Source organism: Methylosinus trichosporium OB3b, from assembly GCF_002752655.1.
GTDB lineage: Bacteria > Pseudomonadota > Alphaproteobacteria > Rhizobiales > Beijerinckiaceae > Methylosinus > Methylosinus trichosporium.
Genome location: NZ_CP023737.1, coordinates 2,040,571 through 2,060,000 on the forward strand (window position 1 = coordinate 2,040,571; position 19,430 = coordinate 2,060,000).

Annotated in this window: 4 protein-coding genes and 2 rRNA genes (1 of these 6 running past the window's edge); 1 reads left to right on the forward strand and 5 read right to left on the reverse strand. The window is 63.9% G+C overall.

The window, feature by feature from the left end; all coding sequences use genetic code 11:
- Positions 1 to 278: 278 nt before the first annotated feature.
- From CQW49_RS09840 to CQW49_RS09850, 3 genes are all read right to left on the reverse strand, one after another.
- Positions 279 to 9,458, reverse strand: a complete 9,180-nt coding sequence (locus CQW49_RS09840; RefSeq protein ID WP_099831773.1) for a filamentous haemagglutinin family protein — start codon at positions 9,456 to 9,458, stop codon at positions 279 to 281.
- A 132-nt stretch (positions 9,459 to 9,590) separates the two neighbouring features.
- Entirely contained in the window at positions 9,591 to 12,818 is a 3,228-nt protein-coding gene (locus CQW49_RS09845; RefSeq protein WP_099831774.1) for a two-partner secretion domain-containing protein, read from the reverse strand.
- A 674-nt stretch (positions 12,819 to 13,492) separates the two neighbouring features.
- Positions 13,493 to 14,455 carry a hydrogen peroxide-inducible genes activator gene (locus CQW49_RS09850; RefSeq protein WP_003610599.1) on the reverse strand — a complete coding sequence of 321 codons (963 nt, stop codon included), beginning with the start codon at positions 14,453 to 14,455 and terminating at the stop codon, positions 13,493 to 13,495.
- A gap of 189 nt (positions 14,456 to 14,644) precedes the next feature.
- Between CQW49_RS09850 and katG the strand changes: the two genes are divergently transcribed.
- Positions 14,645 to 16,822 carry a catalase/peroxidase HPI gene (gene katG, locus CQW49_RS09855; protein WP_040567335.1) on the forward strand — a complete coding sequence of 726 codons (2,178 nt, stop codon included), beginning with the start codon at positions 14,645 to 14,647 and terminating at the stop codon, positions 16,820 to 16,822.
- Between the two features lie 363 nt (positions 16,823 to 17,185).
- Here katG and rrf read toward each other — a convergent pair.
- Positions 17,186 to 17,301, reverse strand: a 5S ribosomal RNA gene (rrf, locus tag CQW49_RS09860).
- 75 nt (positions 17,302 to 17,376) lie between these two features.
- Positions 17,377 to 19,430 (reverse strand): 23S ribosomal RNA (locus CQW49_RS09865) (it continues 784 nt past the right edge of the window).

The window sequence follows — 19,430 nt, forward strand, 5'->3', positions numbered from 1 at the left end:
TGAGCGAATGGATACGCATCGCCGCCGACACGCCGCTCGCGCATGAATAGCTGCGGCAAAGGACGACTATCGGCATGATTGCGCGTCGTCGGCAAGATTTCGGGCGCGGATCCACCGCGCCATTGCATCGAGGAAGCGCCGGGTTCTGGGCAACGTCACGGGCTGCGCGGCAAGCACATCGCGACCTGTCTCGCCGAGTTCGTCTTTCGCTATCAATCGCCGCTTTCACCGGCGCGTTTCGTTCGAGACGCTCGCCCATGACGCGCCACGCGCCGCCGTCAATTCGCGCCGGCGCCGCCGCGGCGCTTGCGCGCATCCTGGCTTTCGCTCCCCGCGTCTGCGCCCCCGGCGTCCTCCCCGGAGCCGCCGCCATAGCCCAGAACCTCGACGAGGATGATCGAGGGCTGGTCATTTTGCCCGGCCTGCGTGGGCAGCACGGTTTGCCGCTGCGCCGCCGTGGCGCTGTTGGTGGCCGACAGCGCGCCGGAGGACGGCGCGCTCTGCGTCGGCAGGCCGGCGACGGCGCCGCCAGCCTGCACATTATAGGCGTTGGCGATCCGGGCCGCGACAATGGTGAGATTGCCGCTCACCCGGATTCCGGCCGAGCCGGCGTCCACTGTGCCATGCGGCGCGACGAGCGTCACATTGCTCAGCGTCGGATCCTGGCCGGGCAAAGTGACCAGCGCGCCGATGCCCGCGCCGGAAATGAGACCGGAAGGATTGAGGCTGCAGACGCCGTCGATGTCGCAGAGGTCGGTGATCGGCGGGTTCGAGACATAGGTCTTCGGGCCCGAGCCGGCGCTGATGTCGCCATTGGCCGAGAACAACGTGATGTCGCCGCCCTGCAGCGTGAAGACGCGACTCTGATTGAGCAGGATGCTGGAGTCGGTGAAGGCGCGGATGGACCCGCCGGAGAGCGTCAGCACGCCCTGCTGGGCCGGAGTGAGCGCATCCGCCGCGCTGGTGCCGAGAATAGCGCCGCCGCCCGGTCCGATAATTTGGATGTCGCCGCCGAGCTGCGTCTCCAGCACGGATTGTGCGAGGGCGAGCCGGCCCGTCTGCACGAGCGTCGAGGCGCCGAGAGACCCGCCAGCGGCGTTGTCGGTATAGCCGTAAGCCGCCGGGAACAGGGTCGAGATCGCCGCATAGGCGCGACCATACTGACCGAAATACGGACTTGCGGGATTATGGTAATCGGCCGCGACCTCGCCGAGGAAGACGAGAAAGGCGCGATCGAGGAGCAATTGCTGGCGCTGGAACGACGCGGTCCGGAAGGCGGTCCACGCCTCCTCGCGGGAGACGCCGAGAGCGGCGGCGATCGGGGCGAGAAGATCGACGCCGCCGGTCCCGGCATGGGCGGGATCGACATATTGGTCGATGGCCGTCCGCCATCCGAGCGGATCGGGATGGACGAGGCTCGGACCGACGCCGAACAGCACATCTATGCTGGCGCTCTGGCGCGGCAGATAAGGGACGACCGAGAGCCCGAAGTTTGCATTGAGCGAAGGTGGCTTGACGGCGCCGCCGACGGAGCTGCCGTCGCCAAGCGTGGCGACGCCGGCCGTGGTGTTGTTCGCGGTCGCGCTGGTCTGAAACGGCCCGATGTCGCGTCCCGCCTGAAGCAGCAGCGCGCCCGGGCCGTAGAGGTAGATATAGCTGTCGAGCGCCGCGCCGAGCGCCAACTGCCCGCCGAGGTCGTTGCCGGCGGCGATGCTGGTGATGTCCGTCGCGCTGTTGTTCTGGCCGATGAAGCCGATGTCGACGTCATGGCCGGCCTCGATCCATGCTGGCTTGATGAGGCTGAAATAGCCGGTGATGTCCTCGCCGGCCGCGACGACGGCGGGCGACTCGCTCTGGCCGTCGCCCAGAAGATGCAGCGGCCGCGTGAGCGCGGCGAGCGGAACGCCCATCGGGCTGATGTAGTTCGCCGGATCAGGCCCGGTCACGCCATTGATGTTGAAGCCGAACCGGACATATTGATTTGAATCCGTGGCGAGGTCCGGCATCGTCAGCGCATTATAGTCTTGTATTGTGCGGTCTATGATAATCGACTGCCCGGCGGCGAGAGTGATCGTTCCGTCGCCGCGAGGAGATGGGTAAGGATAGGGAACAATATTCGCGCGGGAAGCGGTCCGAGTTGTATTGTAAAAGAATACGTCGCCCGGCGAAATCGTGATGTCGCCCCGCAGCGCGGCGAGATCGAGCGTAGCCGGGAGCAGAATTCCGCCGATTTGAGCAATACCCGGGTTAGTGATCGTTCCCGGGACATAGTTTTCGATACCCGAATCGCCATTCCCCAGAGCCGTTACATCGCCCGACGTGCTACGCAGTGACACGCCGCTCTCTGCGCCATAGGTCGTGAATATGTTGCCGAGAAGGGTCGGCACACCTGCGCTACCAATGTTTCCGGGAAGTTCAGCAAACGAGGTTGCCCCTGCTATCGTACTGGGAAACCTCGGAGCGGAAGGATTGAGGACGGTCCCGCCATCATAGGTCAAGGGCAGCGAGGCGGGATCGTAGATCGCGGCGAGCGTCGCCGAGCCGCGCGCCAGGGCCTGGACGAAGCCGTCCTGAACCGCGAGCAGCAGCGCCACATTTCCCCCGAACGTGCTGGTGAGACTGATCCTATTGAAGGGATTCGTCGCTCCCGGCGCCAAAGGCGTCGCCTGGATCGATCCGCCCGCCTCGATGAGTCCGGCTCCGCGGCCGACGAGAAAGGCGCCGCTGTCGATGTCGCCGCCGGCCCGCGCGGTGAGATTGCCGCCGCCGAAAAAAGTGATGGTTGCGGCGCCCGCTATCGGCGTTCCGGCCGCGCCGCCGCCGCCGACGACCAGCGTCTCGGGCAGCGAGACGGAGAGATCGCGAATGTCCTCGCCGGCGGTGAGCCGCACATCGCCGCCGCCGAGCGCACCGACGCCATAGAAGGTCGCGATATTGACCCAGGCGGCCGTCTGGCAGGAGGCGCTCGCGCCGCAGTCAGTGCCGGATCCGGAGAACGGCGTCGCGGAGCCGTTCGACAGACCTTGATGATAATACCACTGGTTCCAGGCTTGGCCGGCGTAGGTGTAAGGCGAAAACGTGGCTTGATCGACAGTGCCCGGCAGAACTCCGGCCGGCGACACGCCGATGATCGACCCTCCAGCGCCGACCGTCACGCTGCCGCCCCCCTCGGACCAGGCCGGCGTGCTCGCCAGACCGTTCACCTGGCTCTGGTCGATCTGCGGGAGAGTCGGCGCGGCAAAATTCGCCGGCAGCGTCACGACGAGGGCGCCGGCCGTGTAGATCGACCCCGCGATGGGCACGCTGACCGTGGCGACATCGCCATAGGGGTCGATCGGGAGCGAAACCGGATAGGTGTCTTCCTCTTTCAAGATCACATCGCCAGCGGCGGCGATGGCGATCGAACCCGCGCCCGTGCGCAGCAAGGTGGGGACGAAGATCGGAATCGGCTGACCGTTGTTGGTCGGATTGGGAATAAAGAAGTAGGGCCAGGGATTGCGGGCGCCGGCCGAGTTGCTGTCCTGATTCCTATAGCTCGTGAAGCCGTCGAGGATGAAGCTGCCGCTCGCGCCCGCCGCGACCGCGCCGGGATCGACCGATTCCGCCGCGCCCGCCGCGATGTTGAACGTGAAGGAGCCCTTGTTGCCGGAGGCGACCTGCATCAGGCTCGCGGCCGAAGTGGTGTTATATTCGAAAATCGGATTGCCCGACGCGTCGATTCCGCCTGCCAGCTGGGGATTATTGGCGATCAGATTGGCGACGAGCAGACCGTTGAAGCCGGTTCCGCCGAAGACGTCCTGCGTTTCATAAAAGCCGTCGCCGATCGTCGCGTGAACATTCACATTGCCGCCGGCGCGCAGCGTCAGCACGCCGGGCTCGCCCGCCGCGGTGCGGTAGCAGAAGCCGTTGCAGGAGACGAAATGCGACGGATCGGCAGGGTCCTGCCGCCCATCGGCCCCGAGGTTCCAATTGCTCGCGACGGTGATGTCGCCATTGGGGTTGGCCAGCACGATCTCGGGCCGCGCCGAAAAATTCGGCAGGCCGCCGAGGGACGAGAAATTCGCGGTGGGGAAGTTCTGGACGAAATCGACCAGCGTCTGCTGATAGAAGCGCACATGCGCGAGATTGGGCGCGGTCGGCGCGAAATAGGCGTATTTGAGATAGTCCGAGAGTGTGTAGGGCGTGCCGTCGAAATGCGTCAGCCCGCCCGTCAGCACGCCTGCCGTCAGCGTCGCGACAGTGGCCCCGGCGGCGTCCTTGAACACCCCGTCGACCAGCGCGCCATGGGAATCATACCAGCCCGCCGGATCGACGATCCCATCGAAATTGCGCCTGTCGGCGGCGCTCCAGGTCTCATAGGCATGCAGCGTCACGCCGCTATTGGGGCCGGACGGCGCAGCCTCCCTGGTCCGCACCGTCCCCGCGAACTGCACATTCACATGTCCGGAGGCCAATGTTCCGTCGGTGAGCAGCGGCGCGCGCAGGATCACCTGTCCATCGGCGTTGCTGGCGACGAGCGGCCTCCCATCCGGGCCGGTCAGATCGGTGACGCCCGACCCGCCGCTGACGTCGAGCACAGCGCCGGCGGCGACCGTGATCGCGCCGGACTGCGTGATCTTTTGGGAGCCGTCGGCGTTGAAGGAGCCGCTCGGCGTCCCTGTCGTGCCCAGAGTGATCACGCCGCCGGTCTGCACGAGCTGCGCCGCGCCATTGGCGAAGCCGGGATCATCGGGATCTGTGACCAGCCGCGAGGCGGCGAGCAGCTGCGCGGCCGCGCCGATTTGCACGCGGGACGCGCCGAACAGCGAGATCAGCCCGCCGCTCGGACCATTGGCGTCGATCACGCCATCCACGACGACGCCGCCATGATTGGCGGTGAGCGTCACCAGTTGCGAGGTCAATGTGGAGCCCGCGCCGATGACGATGTCGCCATGCTCGAGCGAGACCGCGAAGCTGCGCGTGAAGCCGGCGCCCAGCAGATTGGCGAGCCCGCCGGCAGTGAGCGCGTCGGCGGCGAGCGAGAAGCGGCCGCCGGCGTCGCTATACTTTGCGCCGCCCTTGAAAACGCCGTTGAGGGTCGCGGTCCGGGAGGCCGAAATATCGAGCGCTCCGGCATAGCCCGGTCCGACCGCCGAGACGTCGATCTCGGCGCCTCCGTCGATCTGAACATTGCCGTTTTCGGCGAGGAGCGTCACCGAGCCGCCGGGCGCGTATTCGGTTTGATGGAGAATTTGGACGGCCGATCCGCTCGCCAAAAAACGGGCGCCGCCTGCGAGCACGAGATCGCCAGAGGTCGCATCGAGCTTCAGCTTGCCCGACAGCGCCTGCAGCGCCCCATTGTCGAAGATGCTCCTCGCGGTGAGGGTCAACGCGCCGCCGACGTCCGAGGGGTCGGCGGCGGGAGGCGCGCCATTGCTCAGCAGCGTGAGCGTCCCGGCCGTTTTCAGCGTCTGGGTCGCGCCGCTGGCCGCTCGCACGACCGGCGCAGTGAGCGTGACATCGGCTGCGTCCGCGTCGAGGCCCGGCGCGGAGCCGGCGACGCCGCGGAACTCGATCGCGCTACCCGCCTGAACAGCGACCGCGCCGAAATCGACGAGCCGGAAACCGCTCGCGCCCGCTGTCGCATCGCCGACGACGACCCGCTCTGACGCATTGATAGCGAGCCGGCCATTCGCGCCGGATAGCGCGCCCGAGAAATTCCCGCTTCCCTCCAGATTGACCAGCGCGACATTGGCCGCGTCGATCGTCGTGCTGCCGCCCTGGTCGGACAGGCCCGACGCATCGAGCGTCAGCAGCCCGATCGGCCTCGTCAGATCGCCGAGCGTGACGCCGCCGGCGTCGAAGAAATTTATCACCGAGCCGCTATGCAGCTCGACCGTCTCGGCGCCAGCGAAATTCGCCAGCGTCGACGCCGAAAGAACGAGGCCGCTCTCGCCGCCGCCAATATTGATGAGGTCGGAAACGAGATCGTAGTTTCGCGCGCGGAGGGCGGCGCTCGGGTCGACGGTCACGGAGCCTCTGGTCGCGAGCGACAGCGAATTGGAGCCTTCGATCGTCGCGCCGGCGCCGATGAATAGCGACGCCGGCTGATTGGACGAAGCCGAAAAAGCGATCCCGGTCGCCGCGCCGGCGGAGACGCGCAGCAGCGCGCCGGCCCCGTCGAGACGATATCCGCGCTGCGCGCCGGTCGGCGCGGCGCCGTAGCCGCTGACCACGCTGCCCGCATCCACGGTCAGCGCGCCGGGCGCGCCCGTCTCCGCATCGGAGCCCACGACCAGAACGAGATCCGGCGCATTCAGCGCGCGATCCGGCGTGTGAATCTCCAGCTTCGAGGCGACGGCGTCGATCTTGATTCCGGTCGTCGTCGAGGTCGCCGTTCCGCCGATCAGCACGCTGCCGATGCCGAGATTGCTGATCTGTTCGGCGTCCAGCACGAGCGCGTCCGTCGGCGCGACGCCGCTTCCATCGGTGATGTAGATGTTCTTGGCGCTGATTTGCGCCTGCCCGGAGGCGCCCGTCACTTCCGGCGAAAGATCGCTCACGCCCGCATCGAAACGATTGTCGCTGCGGAACGACAGCGTATTCGTCGCGCTGAACACCAGCACGCCGCCGTCCACCGGCAGCGGCGGGATGGAAACATTCGCGGTCGCCGCCTGTTCGGCGAAGAAGCGCGCGCCGGGCGTGACGACGATGTCGGTATATTGCGACCAGGTGGATTTCGGCTGAATCTGAAAGAGGGAGGTGCGCGAGTCCGTGGCGCCGGTGATGAGGTTGACGTAGGAGCCGCTGACATAACGTGAGCCGTCCGCCGTTCCCGCGGCGATCGGGATCGCCGGATTGACGTCGCCCGCGACCTGCACAACGCGATAGGCGCCCGGCAGCGTGGCGTACATGCCAGGCATGAGCACATAAGTTCCCGCCGGAACGCCGCCGCCGGCGCCGATGCGAATGGCCGTGCCGGGCGCCGTGGCGGTAGTCACCAGATCCTTCACCGAACTCAGCTGACTAGTCGGGACGACATCGGCCAGATTGCTTCCCGGATTGGCGGCGACACCCGAATAATAGGGGTAGGCGGCGAAGGTCGGATCGAACGCCGCGACGCTGGCGAGATAGGACGGCACCAACGCGTAAACTTGGCGACCGTCGGGATATTGCGACGCATAATGTCCGGGATTGTCGAGGATGGGCTCGTAGGTCGCCAGAACATTCCGCGAGCCGCCATTGCCCGCGATGAATTCCGTCGCATAGATGTCGCCGCCGCCGCTGCCGTCGATCGTGGCGCCGGCCGATGCGGAGACATCGGCGCCGAGCAGGCTGATCGATTTGGCGGGTGGGCAATAGACGCCCGCCGCGGCGCAATCGGCGCTGATCCTGGTCGTCTGGCCGTTGCTCGGCGGACCGAAGAACCAGTCGGCGCCGTTGACCGTGTAGCCATAGGGGAGGTCGAGCCCCGCGGCCGACACCGAAGTGAGGCTGCCGGCGCCGAGGGTGACGCTTTGGGCCGGAACGAGAAGCGAGCCGAAGGTCTGCGCGAGCGTCGACGGCAGTTTGCTCGCGTCGCCGTCATAGCCGAGCACGATATTGCCGAGCGGCGCCCACAAGACGCCGTTCTGCCGGATGATCGGAGCCTCGAGCGCAATAGCGCCGCCGACCGAGAGGGGCGCGGTGGGCGCGCCATTTGGCAGGATCGTGAGCGTGTCGAAACCGGCGTCGATCGCGTCCGGAGCGACGCCGGCCGCGAGGAGAAACTGCGTCTCGCTCGCCGGAAAGATCTCGGCGGCCTTCAGGGTCAGATCGCCTGGCGCGATCAGGGCCCCGGTGAAGTGCGGATCGGTCCAGTTGTCCGGATAGGCTCCGCCGTAAAATTGCGGCAGCAACCGGATCGCGCCGGCGCTTTCGAGATTGACGCTCTGCATATTGTCGAAGCTGATCGTACCCTGGAGATCGATCCATTGCGCGCGAATGTCGAGCGTGCCGCCGGAAGGCGATAATATGGGCCGCGCAGGCGCCCCGCCCTGTATGTTGCCGACCAGGCGCACATAACCAGCCTCGAGCAATGCCGTGGCGCCGGAGGCGTCGGGCAGCGCCGAACAGCTGAACGGGCAAGATAAATCGAGGCCATCGGGCAAGAGTCCTTCGACCTCTGGGAGCAGTACGAAAGGGGCGTAAGCATAGTAACTCGGGTAGTTCGCCGACAACGTCAGAGCGCCGGGAACCCGAACGACGATATTGCCCGAGAAGGCGATCGCGCCGTTGTTCGTGAAAATCGAGACCGAGTCGAAGCCGCTCGCGCTCAGCATGCCCGCGCCGACATAGCCGCCGGTCGGAAGCCCCGGCTGCGCGAAGAACGTCTCGGGGGCCGTCCCGGACAGGGCCGCGCCAATCCTGCTGTCCGGCCCGATCACGATCAATTGCGGCCCTTTGAGCAGGCCGGAGCCGTCGAGCAGATTTGAAAGACTAATGGAGCCCGGCAAGGCGGGCGCGGGCGCGCCGCCGATCGTCAGGCTGCCGCCAGCGGCGAGCCGCGCCCCGCCTTCCGCTTTTACCGTGCCGGCGAAATAGAGATTTGCGCCGCCGATATCGAGCGCGCCGCCATTGCTCCAGATCGTCCGGTCGAGCAGAATTGGCCCCGCGCCTGGGATCGTCCGCCCGGGCGTCTGAATATTCGCGACCGCGCCCTCGAGCAGCAGCGTCGCGCCCTCCGCGACGACCACGGCTCCAGCGCTCTGCCGTTCCGTGGTGTTGGTCCCACCTACGAGCGTGATGACGCCGGCGTCGAGCAGGCTGCCCGTGGCGTAGCCCGTGACTCGGGGATCGGGGACGAACAGGCTGCTGACATCGAGCGTCGCGCCCGCGCCCACCCACACTCCCGTCTCCACCTGCAGGGGCACTTGAATCCCGGCGGACAGCGGCGAAAAGCTTCCGTTGCCGACATTGACGAGATTAATGGCGCCCGACCGCGCGGTCAGCGAGCCGAGGACCGTCACCGGCCCGTTGGCGGCGACGAGGCTGATGCTCGCAGGTCCCGACGCCCCCGAGTCCGTGGAAATCGATGCGCCCGCCTCTACGACGAGGCCGCCTAATTGAGAGCTGTCGGGCCGTGCGCTGAGCTCCCCGGACGGCGTCAATCCGCCGGCGTCGAACAGCGTCAGGCTGACAGGCTTGCGCAGCCCGTCGGGCGCGAGGCCGAGCGGCGCGAAATCGCGCGGCCGCGCGCCGGAGGGCGCGGTCGTCTGCGCGCCAAAAGCCGAGGACGACAGGTTGGACTGGCGAAGCACGACATTCGCGCCCGACGCCACAGTTATATCGCCGACGGTGCTGGTCAGCACATAGGAGCCGAATTCATTGCCGTCGAAGAAGGAGCTCGGGATGACGATCTCGCCGCTCGCATTCTGCGCCGTGGCGATCGCCGCCCGCGCGGCGCTCGTTCCCAGATTGCCGACTCCGGCCTGAAGCAAATCCTGGCCGTCGGCGGAAAGGCTCGGGATGGCGGAAGAGGATGAGGAAAAAAAGGACGTGACGGGGCCGGATCCGCCGACGATCCGGATCGACGGCGCAGCGAGATCGAGAGCGCCGCCGCCACTGAAGCTCTACGCGTAAATCGTTCCGCCCAGAGCGATGTTAGCGTTCAGAACGCCGTCGGTCGGCGGGACGAGGGTCGCCGACCCCTGTTGACATGAGGTGAGGCACTCGAAGGGCAGAAGGCCATCATTGTAGACGCGCAGCGTCAGATTGCCGCCCTTTCCCGCCGGCAAGCCATCGGCGCCATAGTCGAGATGGTTGTTCACTCCGACATGGCCGCCGCCGGAAACATCGATGACGCTGCCGCGCTGAAGAACGATGCTTTGCGTGACATCCACATAAGTCGAGTTCGAACCCTTGATCCCGGTCGGAGTCGTGATGCTGACCGAGCCGCCATCGATGAAGGACGACCCTTGCAGCCCGTCACTGGTCACGCCCGAATCATTGACCCACAGACCGGCGACGTCGAGAACCGCATGCGGCCCGAGCACGAGATCCTGCTGCGGCTCAGGGAGAGTCTTAGAAGTAGAGCCGTCGTAGCGCTCACCAAAATTTGCTCCCTTGAGCGAAATATTGCTGCTCGGCGCGTTGAGCACGCCGTCAATGGTCGTAACGCCGGAAAGCGTGATCCCCGGCACGGCTTTGGCCGTGCTCGGGGCGGCTTCCCCGAAGCTTGCGCTCGGCCCCGGCCGTGTGGTGAGCGTAGCGACAGGGCCGGAGCCGCTATAGGGCATGGTGAGCAGCTCCGCGCCCGCGACGCTGATCGAGCCGAAGCCGGCGGCCGACAGAATATCGGTATAGATCGGGACATATTTGCCGGCGTCGGCGAGCGCTGTCCCCCAATCGAACGTGGACGCGGTCAGCGGCGTCAGCCCCTCGACGACGCCGAAGGGGTCCACGCCAGCGCCGCCGATCTGCAAAACAGCGTTGTCATTAAAAATCTGCCCGGCGCGAATCGTGAAGGTGATCCCGAGAGACGCGTTTTGCGGCAGGCTGTCCGACGCGCGCTGCCGCGGACCGGCGACCGTGTCCGCGATGACCGTGCCGGCCAGCAGCGGAACACCCGCCGCGACAAAGATCGACCCGGCGTTCGAGCCGCTGAAATACGCGGGCTCGCTCTGCAAGGCGTTCAAGCCGCTCGTGTAGATTTCGGAAACGTTCCAGCGCGGGTGATCGACCTTGAACTGGCCGGCGACGCCGACATAGGCAATGCTCGGATCGGCGTTGCCGATGTCGTAGATGCGACCGTTCGAGCCCACCAGCCGAGTCGTGGCGATCTGGCCGCCCTGATAATTCACATAGCCGCCCGAAATGTCGATGATCGAGCCGGGCTTTTGAACGAAATAAGCCGTATTCGCCGCGCCATCCGGCTTGAGCGAGCTCGACGTGAACGAGCCGCCGACGCTCAGCAGTTGTTCGATCGTCTGCGGTATGGTTCCGACATCGCCGGAAAGGTCGAGGATGGGCGAGCCGACCCACGCGAGACCATCGGCGCGCACCCCATGTAGGCGCGCGTCGATCGTGACCGTGGAGCCGATGAGGGCGCGCGACAGCGGATTGTCGGCGACCTCGGCCTGGGTGATCAGAACATTGATCAGATATTGCGCGATCGGCGCGGAAACGCCGGCCAGGCCCGACAGATCGACGATGCTGCCCTTGTCGAGCAGCACCGTGCCGCCATCGCCCGCGTTCATGGTCACGGCGCCGCCGGGCGCCTTTATGAAGACGCCGGGCAGAGCGGCGCCGGTCACGGGGTCGATCTCGTCGCCATGGACCAGGATGTCGCCGACTGCGGTGATATTGATTTGCGGCTGCAAATTCTTCTGGAAATAATCCGACGCGCTGAGCAGCGTCTTGGTCGTGATCACGCCGCTCGTGCTGCTGGGCAGAATCGAGATGAAGCTTCCCGCGGCGAGGTCGACGTCGCCGCCGACCGCATTGATCGTGATGGAGCCCGGCCGCTCGACGCTGGTGTTCGCCGACAGGCCGCCGGCCTGCATCACCTGGTTCCCGAACAGCGTAATATTGCCGTCATCGGCCTCGATGAGCCCCCCGGCGTTATTGGCGACCAGGGCCTGACCGCCGCCCGGCTGGACGCCGGGTGGGAAAGATACGATTTTCGTCCGCGCGACTCCGGTCTGGGTCGGCGTCGGGTCGGCGATCTGAAGTTGATTTCGGACAGCCGTGTCATAGGGCTCATTCCCGACGGCCGCCAGAATCGCTCTCCCCCCCGGCGTCGAGATATAGCCGGAATTCGAAACCTGCGCGCCGGTCAGCGCGACATATCCGCCGGCCCCGGACACAGTGTTGCGCGACGTGGCGATCGTCGCGCCCCGTTCGACGACGATGTCGCCGGCGCTCGAAACCGTCGGGACCTGAGACAAGTCGCCCTGCGTGAGAACAACGGCCTTCCCCGTCGAAGACGCGACGTTCAGATAGAGCCCGTTGTCGACGAACATCCGATTGGCGGCCGATTCGTTGACGGGAACGAAAAAGTCGGTGAAGCTCGGCGGTAGAGAATATTGATAATTCTTGTGATCCCCTTCTGCGAAGACGGAGGCGGCGAGGTTGCTGTCGATGTCGAGCGACGACGCGACCAGCGATCCGACATTGATCTGGCTGCCGCCATTGAAGATGATCCCATTGGGATTGATCAGGAGCACCGTTCCTTCGGCGCTGATCTGGCCGAGAATTTGACTCGGACGTCCGGTCGCGTCGATTCGGTTGATGATGACCCAATCGTTGCCGTTCTGAGAATTGCCGCCGCTCTGGTCGAAATCGACGGTGGTGTTGGAGCCGACGTTGAACTGCTGCCAGGTGGCGACCGCGCGCTGCGCTGTCTGCTTCACGGTGACCGTGCAATGGCCGCCACTGCAATTCGCGGTGCCGCGCGCGGCATCCGGCTTGATGGCGTTGATCCAGAGATTGGGATCCGAACGAGGGTCGATGACGAGTCCGAGGTGGTTTGGGCCGAGCGAGCCATATCGGCTGAGCCCATCCACCACGATTCCGTTCACCCCTTGCGGCGCCTCGAGCCCGCTCCGGATCGCCTGCTGCGCCGCCAATTGCGCCGCCTTCAGCGCCTGCACGGCCTGGGCCGCTCTGGTCAGCGAATCGAGGGACCGCCGCGTGATCGCGTCCGCCTGTCGCGCCGCCGTCGACGCCGCGTCCGCCGCTACGGCGGGAGGCGAAAAGCCGGCGCCGCCATGCAATGGCCTCGCCGCCCCATCCTGCGCCGCCGCCAGCGTGAGCGCCAGCGCGCTCGTTCCCGCGAGGAGAAGACGGCGCGCGCCCACATCGCAGTGTCCGATCCGGCTTGCCGAGATGACGCGCAAATCACACCAGAACATGTAGAACCCCGTTAAATATCTGCTGGCGTTATAAATTATATTTATTATGCGCCGGTCGTCGCGAACACCACGATAGGTGAACCGGAGGAATAAGAGTTGATGTCTGTGACGTCCGTAAGACGAAGCGGGTTCGGCGAGACCGTAAAATTAATGGTTATGTCGCAAAGCTTTATCTACGGGAGCGACGGCTGAGCGCGAAGGTTGTGTCGCAAATTTTGTCTACGGAGACGACGCGGGCGTGTGAGAGTGACCCGGCATCGAGCGGCGAAGCGAGTGACACGGACGATGCTAAGCTTCAAATCATTTCGATCGGCCGCTGCGACGCTCTTCGGGGATCGAACTCACGCATATGATCCGAAAGGACCCGTTGCAGACCAGGGGCGAATTGCATCCAGCCCAGCAGTTCTATGCCCTCGCCGCGTGACCCGCGTCACTCTCACAAGCCCGCGTCGTCTCCATAGACAAAATTTGCGACACAACCGGATCACGTCGCGTTCAAATATGGCCGCCTTTGAAATCGATCATCGCGCTATTCCGCCTGCTCTTTCGCCTGCGATCATAGCCCATACCGACCCGCTTTAAAAATTTGCGAGATGCGTCGTGCGTCGCTCACGAGTCGATTATCGGCCGCCGAATACACGGAACATGCGGAAAGAGCCGCGCCATATGGCGTCTGCGCCGCCTCTGTCAGCAAAAGGCGCGCCGGATTTTTCTCGCGACGCCGCGATCAGTCGGCCCAGAGCGCGAAACTCATCGCCACGACGCGATGATCTGCGCCAGACGAGGCCTATTGTTCGGCGTGGCTCCGGCGGCTCGATGCGGAGCACGCGGACGGCGCCTCTCGCCGTCTCTATTGGTAGGCTCATCTCGGGGAGCAAGGTGCAGCCCATGCCCGCCGAGACCATCTGAACCAGCGTCGTCAGATTGGTCATGCCAAAAGTGTCGATGTTCAGCACATTGCGGCTCTCGCAATAGCTGAGCGCCTGATCGCGCAGGCAATGGCCGTCCTCGAGCAGCAGCAGCCTTTGCGCTTTCAACGTTTCCGCGCTGACGGAGCCAGTTTCCTCCGGCAATCCGCTCGAGGGAGCGACGAGATAGAAGCGATCCTCGAAGAGCGGCATGGACTCGAGCTCGGGATCGACAGGCGTCGCCAGCATGACGAGGTCCAGCAGACCGTCGTCCAGCTCGGCCAGCAATGTGGCCGTTTGCGCCTCGCGAAGATGCAGAGGCCGCAGAGCATCCGCGCCGCCGCCGAGCGCATCGAACAAGATCGGCAGAACATAGGGCGCGACCGTCGGGATGATGCCGAGGCGAAGCGGGCAGAAATTCTGATCCGCCATCGTCTCCAGCTCCGAGATGTCGGCGAGGATACGGCGGGCGACTTTGGCGATCTCACAGCCGGCAGCGGTCAATATGACCAATTTTCCGCGCCGCTCGACCAATTGCGTGCCGAGCTCGACCTCCAGCTCTTTGATCTGCATGGAGAGCGCCGGCTGCGTCACCGCGCAGAGATCGGCCGCTTTGCCAAAATGCTCGGTGCGGGCGAGGGCGTCGAAATAGCGGAGCTGCTTGGTCGTGATCATCAGTTTTCCTGATCGATGACGAAGAATTTCGAATTTTACCTAATCGATTTCGCGTCTTATAGCAAGCTCAGCGGGGGCGCGACGAGGAGGAAAGCAATGTCGATCGCAATGGACAAGATGATGGCGAGCGCCGGAAAGTCGCGTTCGCGCGTGGGCTTGCGGCGATTTCTGCGGACGACGGCCGCGGCGATGGCGATTATCGTCGGCGCGCCGCTCGGCGCCTCGGCCGAGGGCGCGCCGCATGCCAATCAATTCTGGTGGCCTGACCAGCTCGACCTCTCGCCCTTGCGCCGCAACGCCGCGGAGTCGAACCCGCTCGGCAAGGATTTCGACTATGCGCAGGCGTTTCAGACGCTGGATCTCGCTGCGGTGAAGAAGGACATAGAGACGGTCCTGACGACGTCGCAGGACTGGTGGCCGGCCAACTATGGCAATTACGGCCCATTCTTCATCCGCATGGCCTGGCACGGGGCGGGAACCTATCGCATCCACGACGGCCGCGGCGGCGCGAGCGGGGCGCAGCAGCGCTTCGAGCCGCTCAACAGCTGGCCGGACAACGCCAATCTCGACAAGGCGCGCCGGCTGCTGTGGCCGGTGAAGAAGAAATACGGCCAGAAGCTCTCCTGGGGCGACCTCATGGTGCTGACCGGCAATGTCGCCATGGAGAAGATGGGCTTTGCGACCTTCGGTTTCGGCGGCGGCCGCAGCGACGATTGGGAGCCCGATCTCGTCTATTGGGGGGCGTCCAAGTTCATGGGCAATAATCGCGACAAGAGCGGCGCGCTGGAGAAGCCCCTGGGCGCCGTCCAGATGGGCCTCATTTATGTCAATCCCGAGGGGCCGAATGGCGTGCCGGACCCGCTCGCCGCGACCAAGGACATAAGAGAAGCCTTCGGCCGCATGGCGATGAACGACGAGGAGACCGTCGCGCTGATCGCCGGCGGCCACACTTTCGGCAAGGCGCATGGCGCCAAAGCGCCGGCGAAATGCGTCGGCCCTGCGCCGGCGGGAGAGAGGATCGAGGCGCAAGGCTTCGGCTGGGCCAATCGTTGCGGCTCCGGCAAGGGCGCGGATACGATCACCAGCGGGTTGGAGGGCGCCTGGTCGATCGATCCCGTATCCTTCACCACGCAATATTTGGACAATCTCTTCGGCCATGAGTGGGTCAAGACCAAGAGCCCGGCCGGCGCGACGCAATGGAAGCCGAAAGACGCGGAGGACACCGTCCCGGATGCGCAAGAGCCCGGCAAGACGCATCCCCTGATGATGTTCACCACCGATCTGGCGCTGAAATTCGACCCCGAATACAGCAAGATCGCCAAGCGCTTCCACGACGATCCCAATGCGTTCAAGCTGGCTTTCGCCAAGACATGGTTCAAGCTCACCCATCGCGATATGGGGCCGCGGGCGCGCTATCTCGGCGCGCTGGTTCCGAAGGAGGCGCTGATCTGGCAGGATCCCGTTCCCGCGATCGACTACAAGCCGATCGAGGCCGCGGATATCGCCGGATTGAAGTCGAAAATCCTCGCATCTGGACTGACCGACGCCGAGCTGATCCGCACGGCTTGGGCCTCGGCGGCTTCGTTCCGCGGCACGGATAAGCGCGGCGGCGCCAATGGCGCGCGCATTCGCCTCACGCCGGAAAAGGACTGGCCGGTCAATGACCCCGCAGAGCTGGCGAAGGTCTTGAAGACGCTGGAGGAGGTGAAGAACAGTTTCGACAAGGGCCACGCCGACGGCAAGCGCGTGTCGATCGCCGATCTGATCGTGCTCGGCGGCTCGGCCGCGCTCGAGGACGCGGCTCATAAGGCGGGCGTCACGGTCGAGGTCCCCTTCTCGCCGGGGCGAACCGACGCGACGCAGGCGCAGACCGATGTCGCATCCTTCGCGGTTCTCGAGCCGAAGGCGGACGGCTTCCGCAACTATTTCTCCAAAAGCGCCGAAAAATCGCCGATCGAGGCGCTGGTCGAGAGAGCGAGAATGTTGGAGCTCACCATCCCGGAAATGACCGCGCTGGTCGGGGGAATGCGGACGCTCGGGGCCAATGAGGGGAACTCGCGGCTCGGCGTCCTTACCTCGCGGGCGGGCTCCCTGAGCAACGACTTCTTCGTCAATCTGCTCGACATGTCAACGGAATGGAGAAAATCCGCGGAGAGGGAAGGCGTCTACGAAGGCCGCGACCGCAAGAGCGGGGATATCAAATGGACGGCGAGCGCAGTCGATCTGATCTTCGGCTCGAATTCCGAGCTGCGGGCGGTCGCGGAAGTGTACGCGTCGGACGACGCCAAGGAGAAGTTCGTACGGGATTTCATCGCCTCATGGGTCAAGGTGATGAATCTCGATCGCTTCGACCTGCACAAGTCGTGACGGAGGGCCGCCGTTGATTGAAACGAGGCCGTGGGTCCACGCCCACGGCCTTTTTTGAACATGGCGCCATTCTGCGCGGCGCCCCCAATCGGCGCGGAGGCATAAGAATATACAGGAACGATCAAGAGGCCGGGCGGCTGCCGCCGCGGGGATTTCCAAAGACCAACCGGTTCGGATAGCGCCGAGAGTTCGGCGTTGCCGAACTGGGCGATATCAGGAATTTTAGAGCGCTCGGCGGTGCCGCCAGCCATGTCGGCACAGACGAAAAAACCCGCCCTGAAGGGACGGGTCGTTCACGCACCGGGCTGCAATTGAAACCTCCTCAGGGAGAAGGTTTGTGAAGAGGACATTTGTTCTTTGCGGGCCTGGCGACGACCTACTCTCCCAGGTCTTGAGACATAGTACCATTGGCGCTGGAGCGTTTGACGGCCGAGTTCGGGATGGGATCGGGTCTGATCGCTTCGCTGAAAGCCACCAGGCCGGCGAAGAACAAGTGGAGCAAACTGGTTTCTATTGGGGCGTCCATCTGGTTGGATGGGCATTGATTAATGAGAACGATCAAGCCGATCGAGCTATTAGTACCGGTAAGCTTCACGCATTGCTGCGCTTCCACACCCGGCCTATCGACGTGGTCGTCTTCCACGGCTCTCGAGGGAGAACTGGTTTTGAGGTGGGTTTCCCGCTTAGATGCATTCAGCGGTTATCCCGTCCATACATAGCTACCCTGCACTGCGACTGGCGTCACAACAGGTCCACCAGAGGTATGTTCATCCCGGTCCTCTCGTACTAGGGACAAATCCTCTCAATTCTCCGACACCCACGGCAGATAGGGACCGAACTGTCTCACGACGTTCTGAACCCAGCTCACGTACCACTTTAATCGGCGAACAGCCGAACCCTTGGGACCTTCTCCAGCCCCAGGATGTGATGAGCCGACATCGAGGTGCCAAACAACCCCGTCGATATGGACTCTTGGGGGTTATCAGCCTGTTATCCCCGGCGTACCTTTTATCCGTTGAGCGATGGCCCACCCACTCGGGACCACCGGATCACTATGACCGACTTTCGTCTCTGCTCGACTTGTCTGTCTCGCAGTCAGGCAGGCTTATGCCATTGCACTCGACGAGCGATTTCCGACCGCTCTGAGCCCACCATCGCGCGCCTCCGTTACTCTTTGGGAGGCGACCGCCCCAGTCAAACTGCCTACCATGCACTGTCCCGGCCCCGGGTGACGGAGCGCGGTTAGACATCCATGACGATAAGGGTGGTATTTCAAGGGTGGCTCCACGCGAGCTGGCGCCCGCGATTCAACGCCTACCACCTATCCTACACATGCCGACACGAATGCCAGTGCAAAGTTACAGTAAAGGTGCACGGGGTCTTTCCGTCTGACCGCAGGAACCCCGCATCTTCACGGGGAATTCAATTTCACTGAGCTGACGCTGGAGACAGCGGGGAAGTCATTACGCCATTCGTGCAGGTCGGAACTTACCCGACAAGGAATTTCGCTACCTTAGGACCGTTATATTTACGGCCGCCGTTTACCGGGGCTTCAATTCAAGGCGTGAACCTCTCCTCTTAACCTTCCGGCACCGGGCAGGCGTCAGACCCTATACGTCATCTTGCGATTTCGCAGAGCCCTGTGTTTTTGGTAAACAGTTGCCACCCCCTGGTCTGTGCCCCTCCGACCCGCTTGCGCGAGCCGAAGGCCTCCTTATTCCGAAGTTACGGAGGTAAATTGCCGAGTTCCTTCAGCGTCATTCTCTCAAGCGCCTTGGTATACTCTACCTGTCCACCTGTGTCGGTTTCGGGTACGGTCTGATGCAGGGGCTATTTCCTGGCGCAGGTTCACCGCCCGGACAATCCAGTAAGTCCGAACGATTTATCCCACGCGTCACCACCTGCTGGCTCACGATTATTAACGTGATTCCCATCGACTACGCCTTTCGGCCTCGCCTTAGGGGCCGGCTAACCCTGCGAAGATTAACTTTACGCAGGAACCCTTGGACTTTCGGCGACACTGTCTTTCACAGTGTTTCTCGTTACTCATGTCAGCATTCGCACTTCCGATACCTCCAGGATGCCTCACGGCTGTCCCTTCAACGGATTACGGAACGCTCCGCTACCGCTCGCCTTGCGGCGAACCCAAAGCTTCGGCTCGTGGCTTGAGCCCCGGTACATCTTCGGCGCGGAAACCCTTATTTAGACCAGTGAGCTGTTACGCTTTCTTTAAAGGATGGCTGCTTCTAAGCCAACCTCCTGGTTGTTTTGGGATTTCTACATCCTTTCCCACTTAGCCACGAATTGGGGGCCTTAGCTGTTGGTCTGGGTTGTTTCCCTCTCCACAATGGACGTTAGCACCCACTGTGTGTCTCCCGCATAGTTCTTCCAGGTATTCGGAGTTTGGTTAGGTTTGGTAAGTCTGTGGGACCCCCTAGCCCATCCAGTGCTCTACCCCCTGGAGAATACATGCGAGGCGCTACCTAAATAGCTTTCGCGGAGAACCAGCTATTTCCGAGTTTGGTTGGCCTTTCACCCCTAACCACAAGTCATCCGAGTCTATTTCAACAGACACCGGTTCGGTCCTCCAGTGCGTGTTACCGCACCT

Coding starts and splice junctions, on each gene's coding strand:
- CQW49_RS09850 (WP_003610599.1), bottom strand. CDS start 14,455: ATGATCACGACCAAGCAGCTCCGCTATTTCGACGCCCTCGCCCGCACC.
- katG (WP_040567335.1), top strand. CDS start 14,645: ATGGCGATTATCGTCGGCGCGCCGCTCGGCGCCTCGGCCGAGGGCGCG.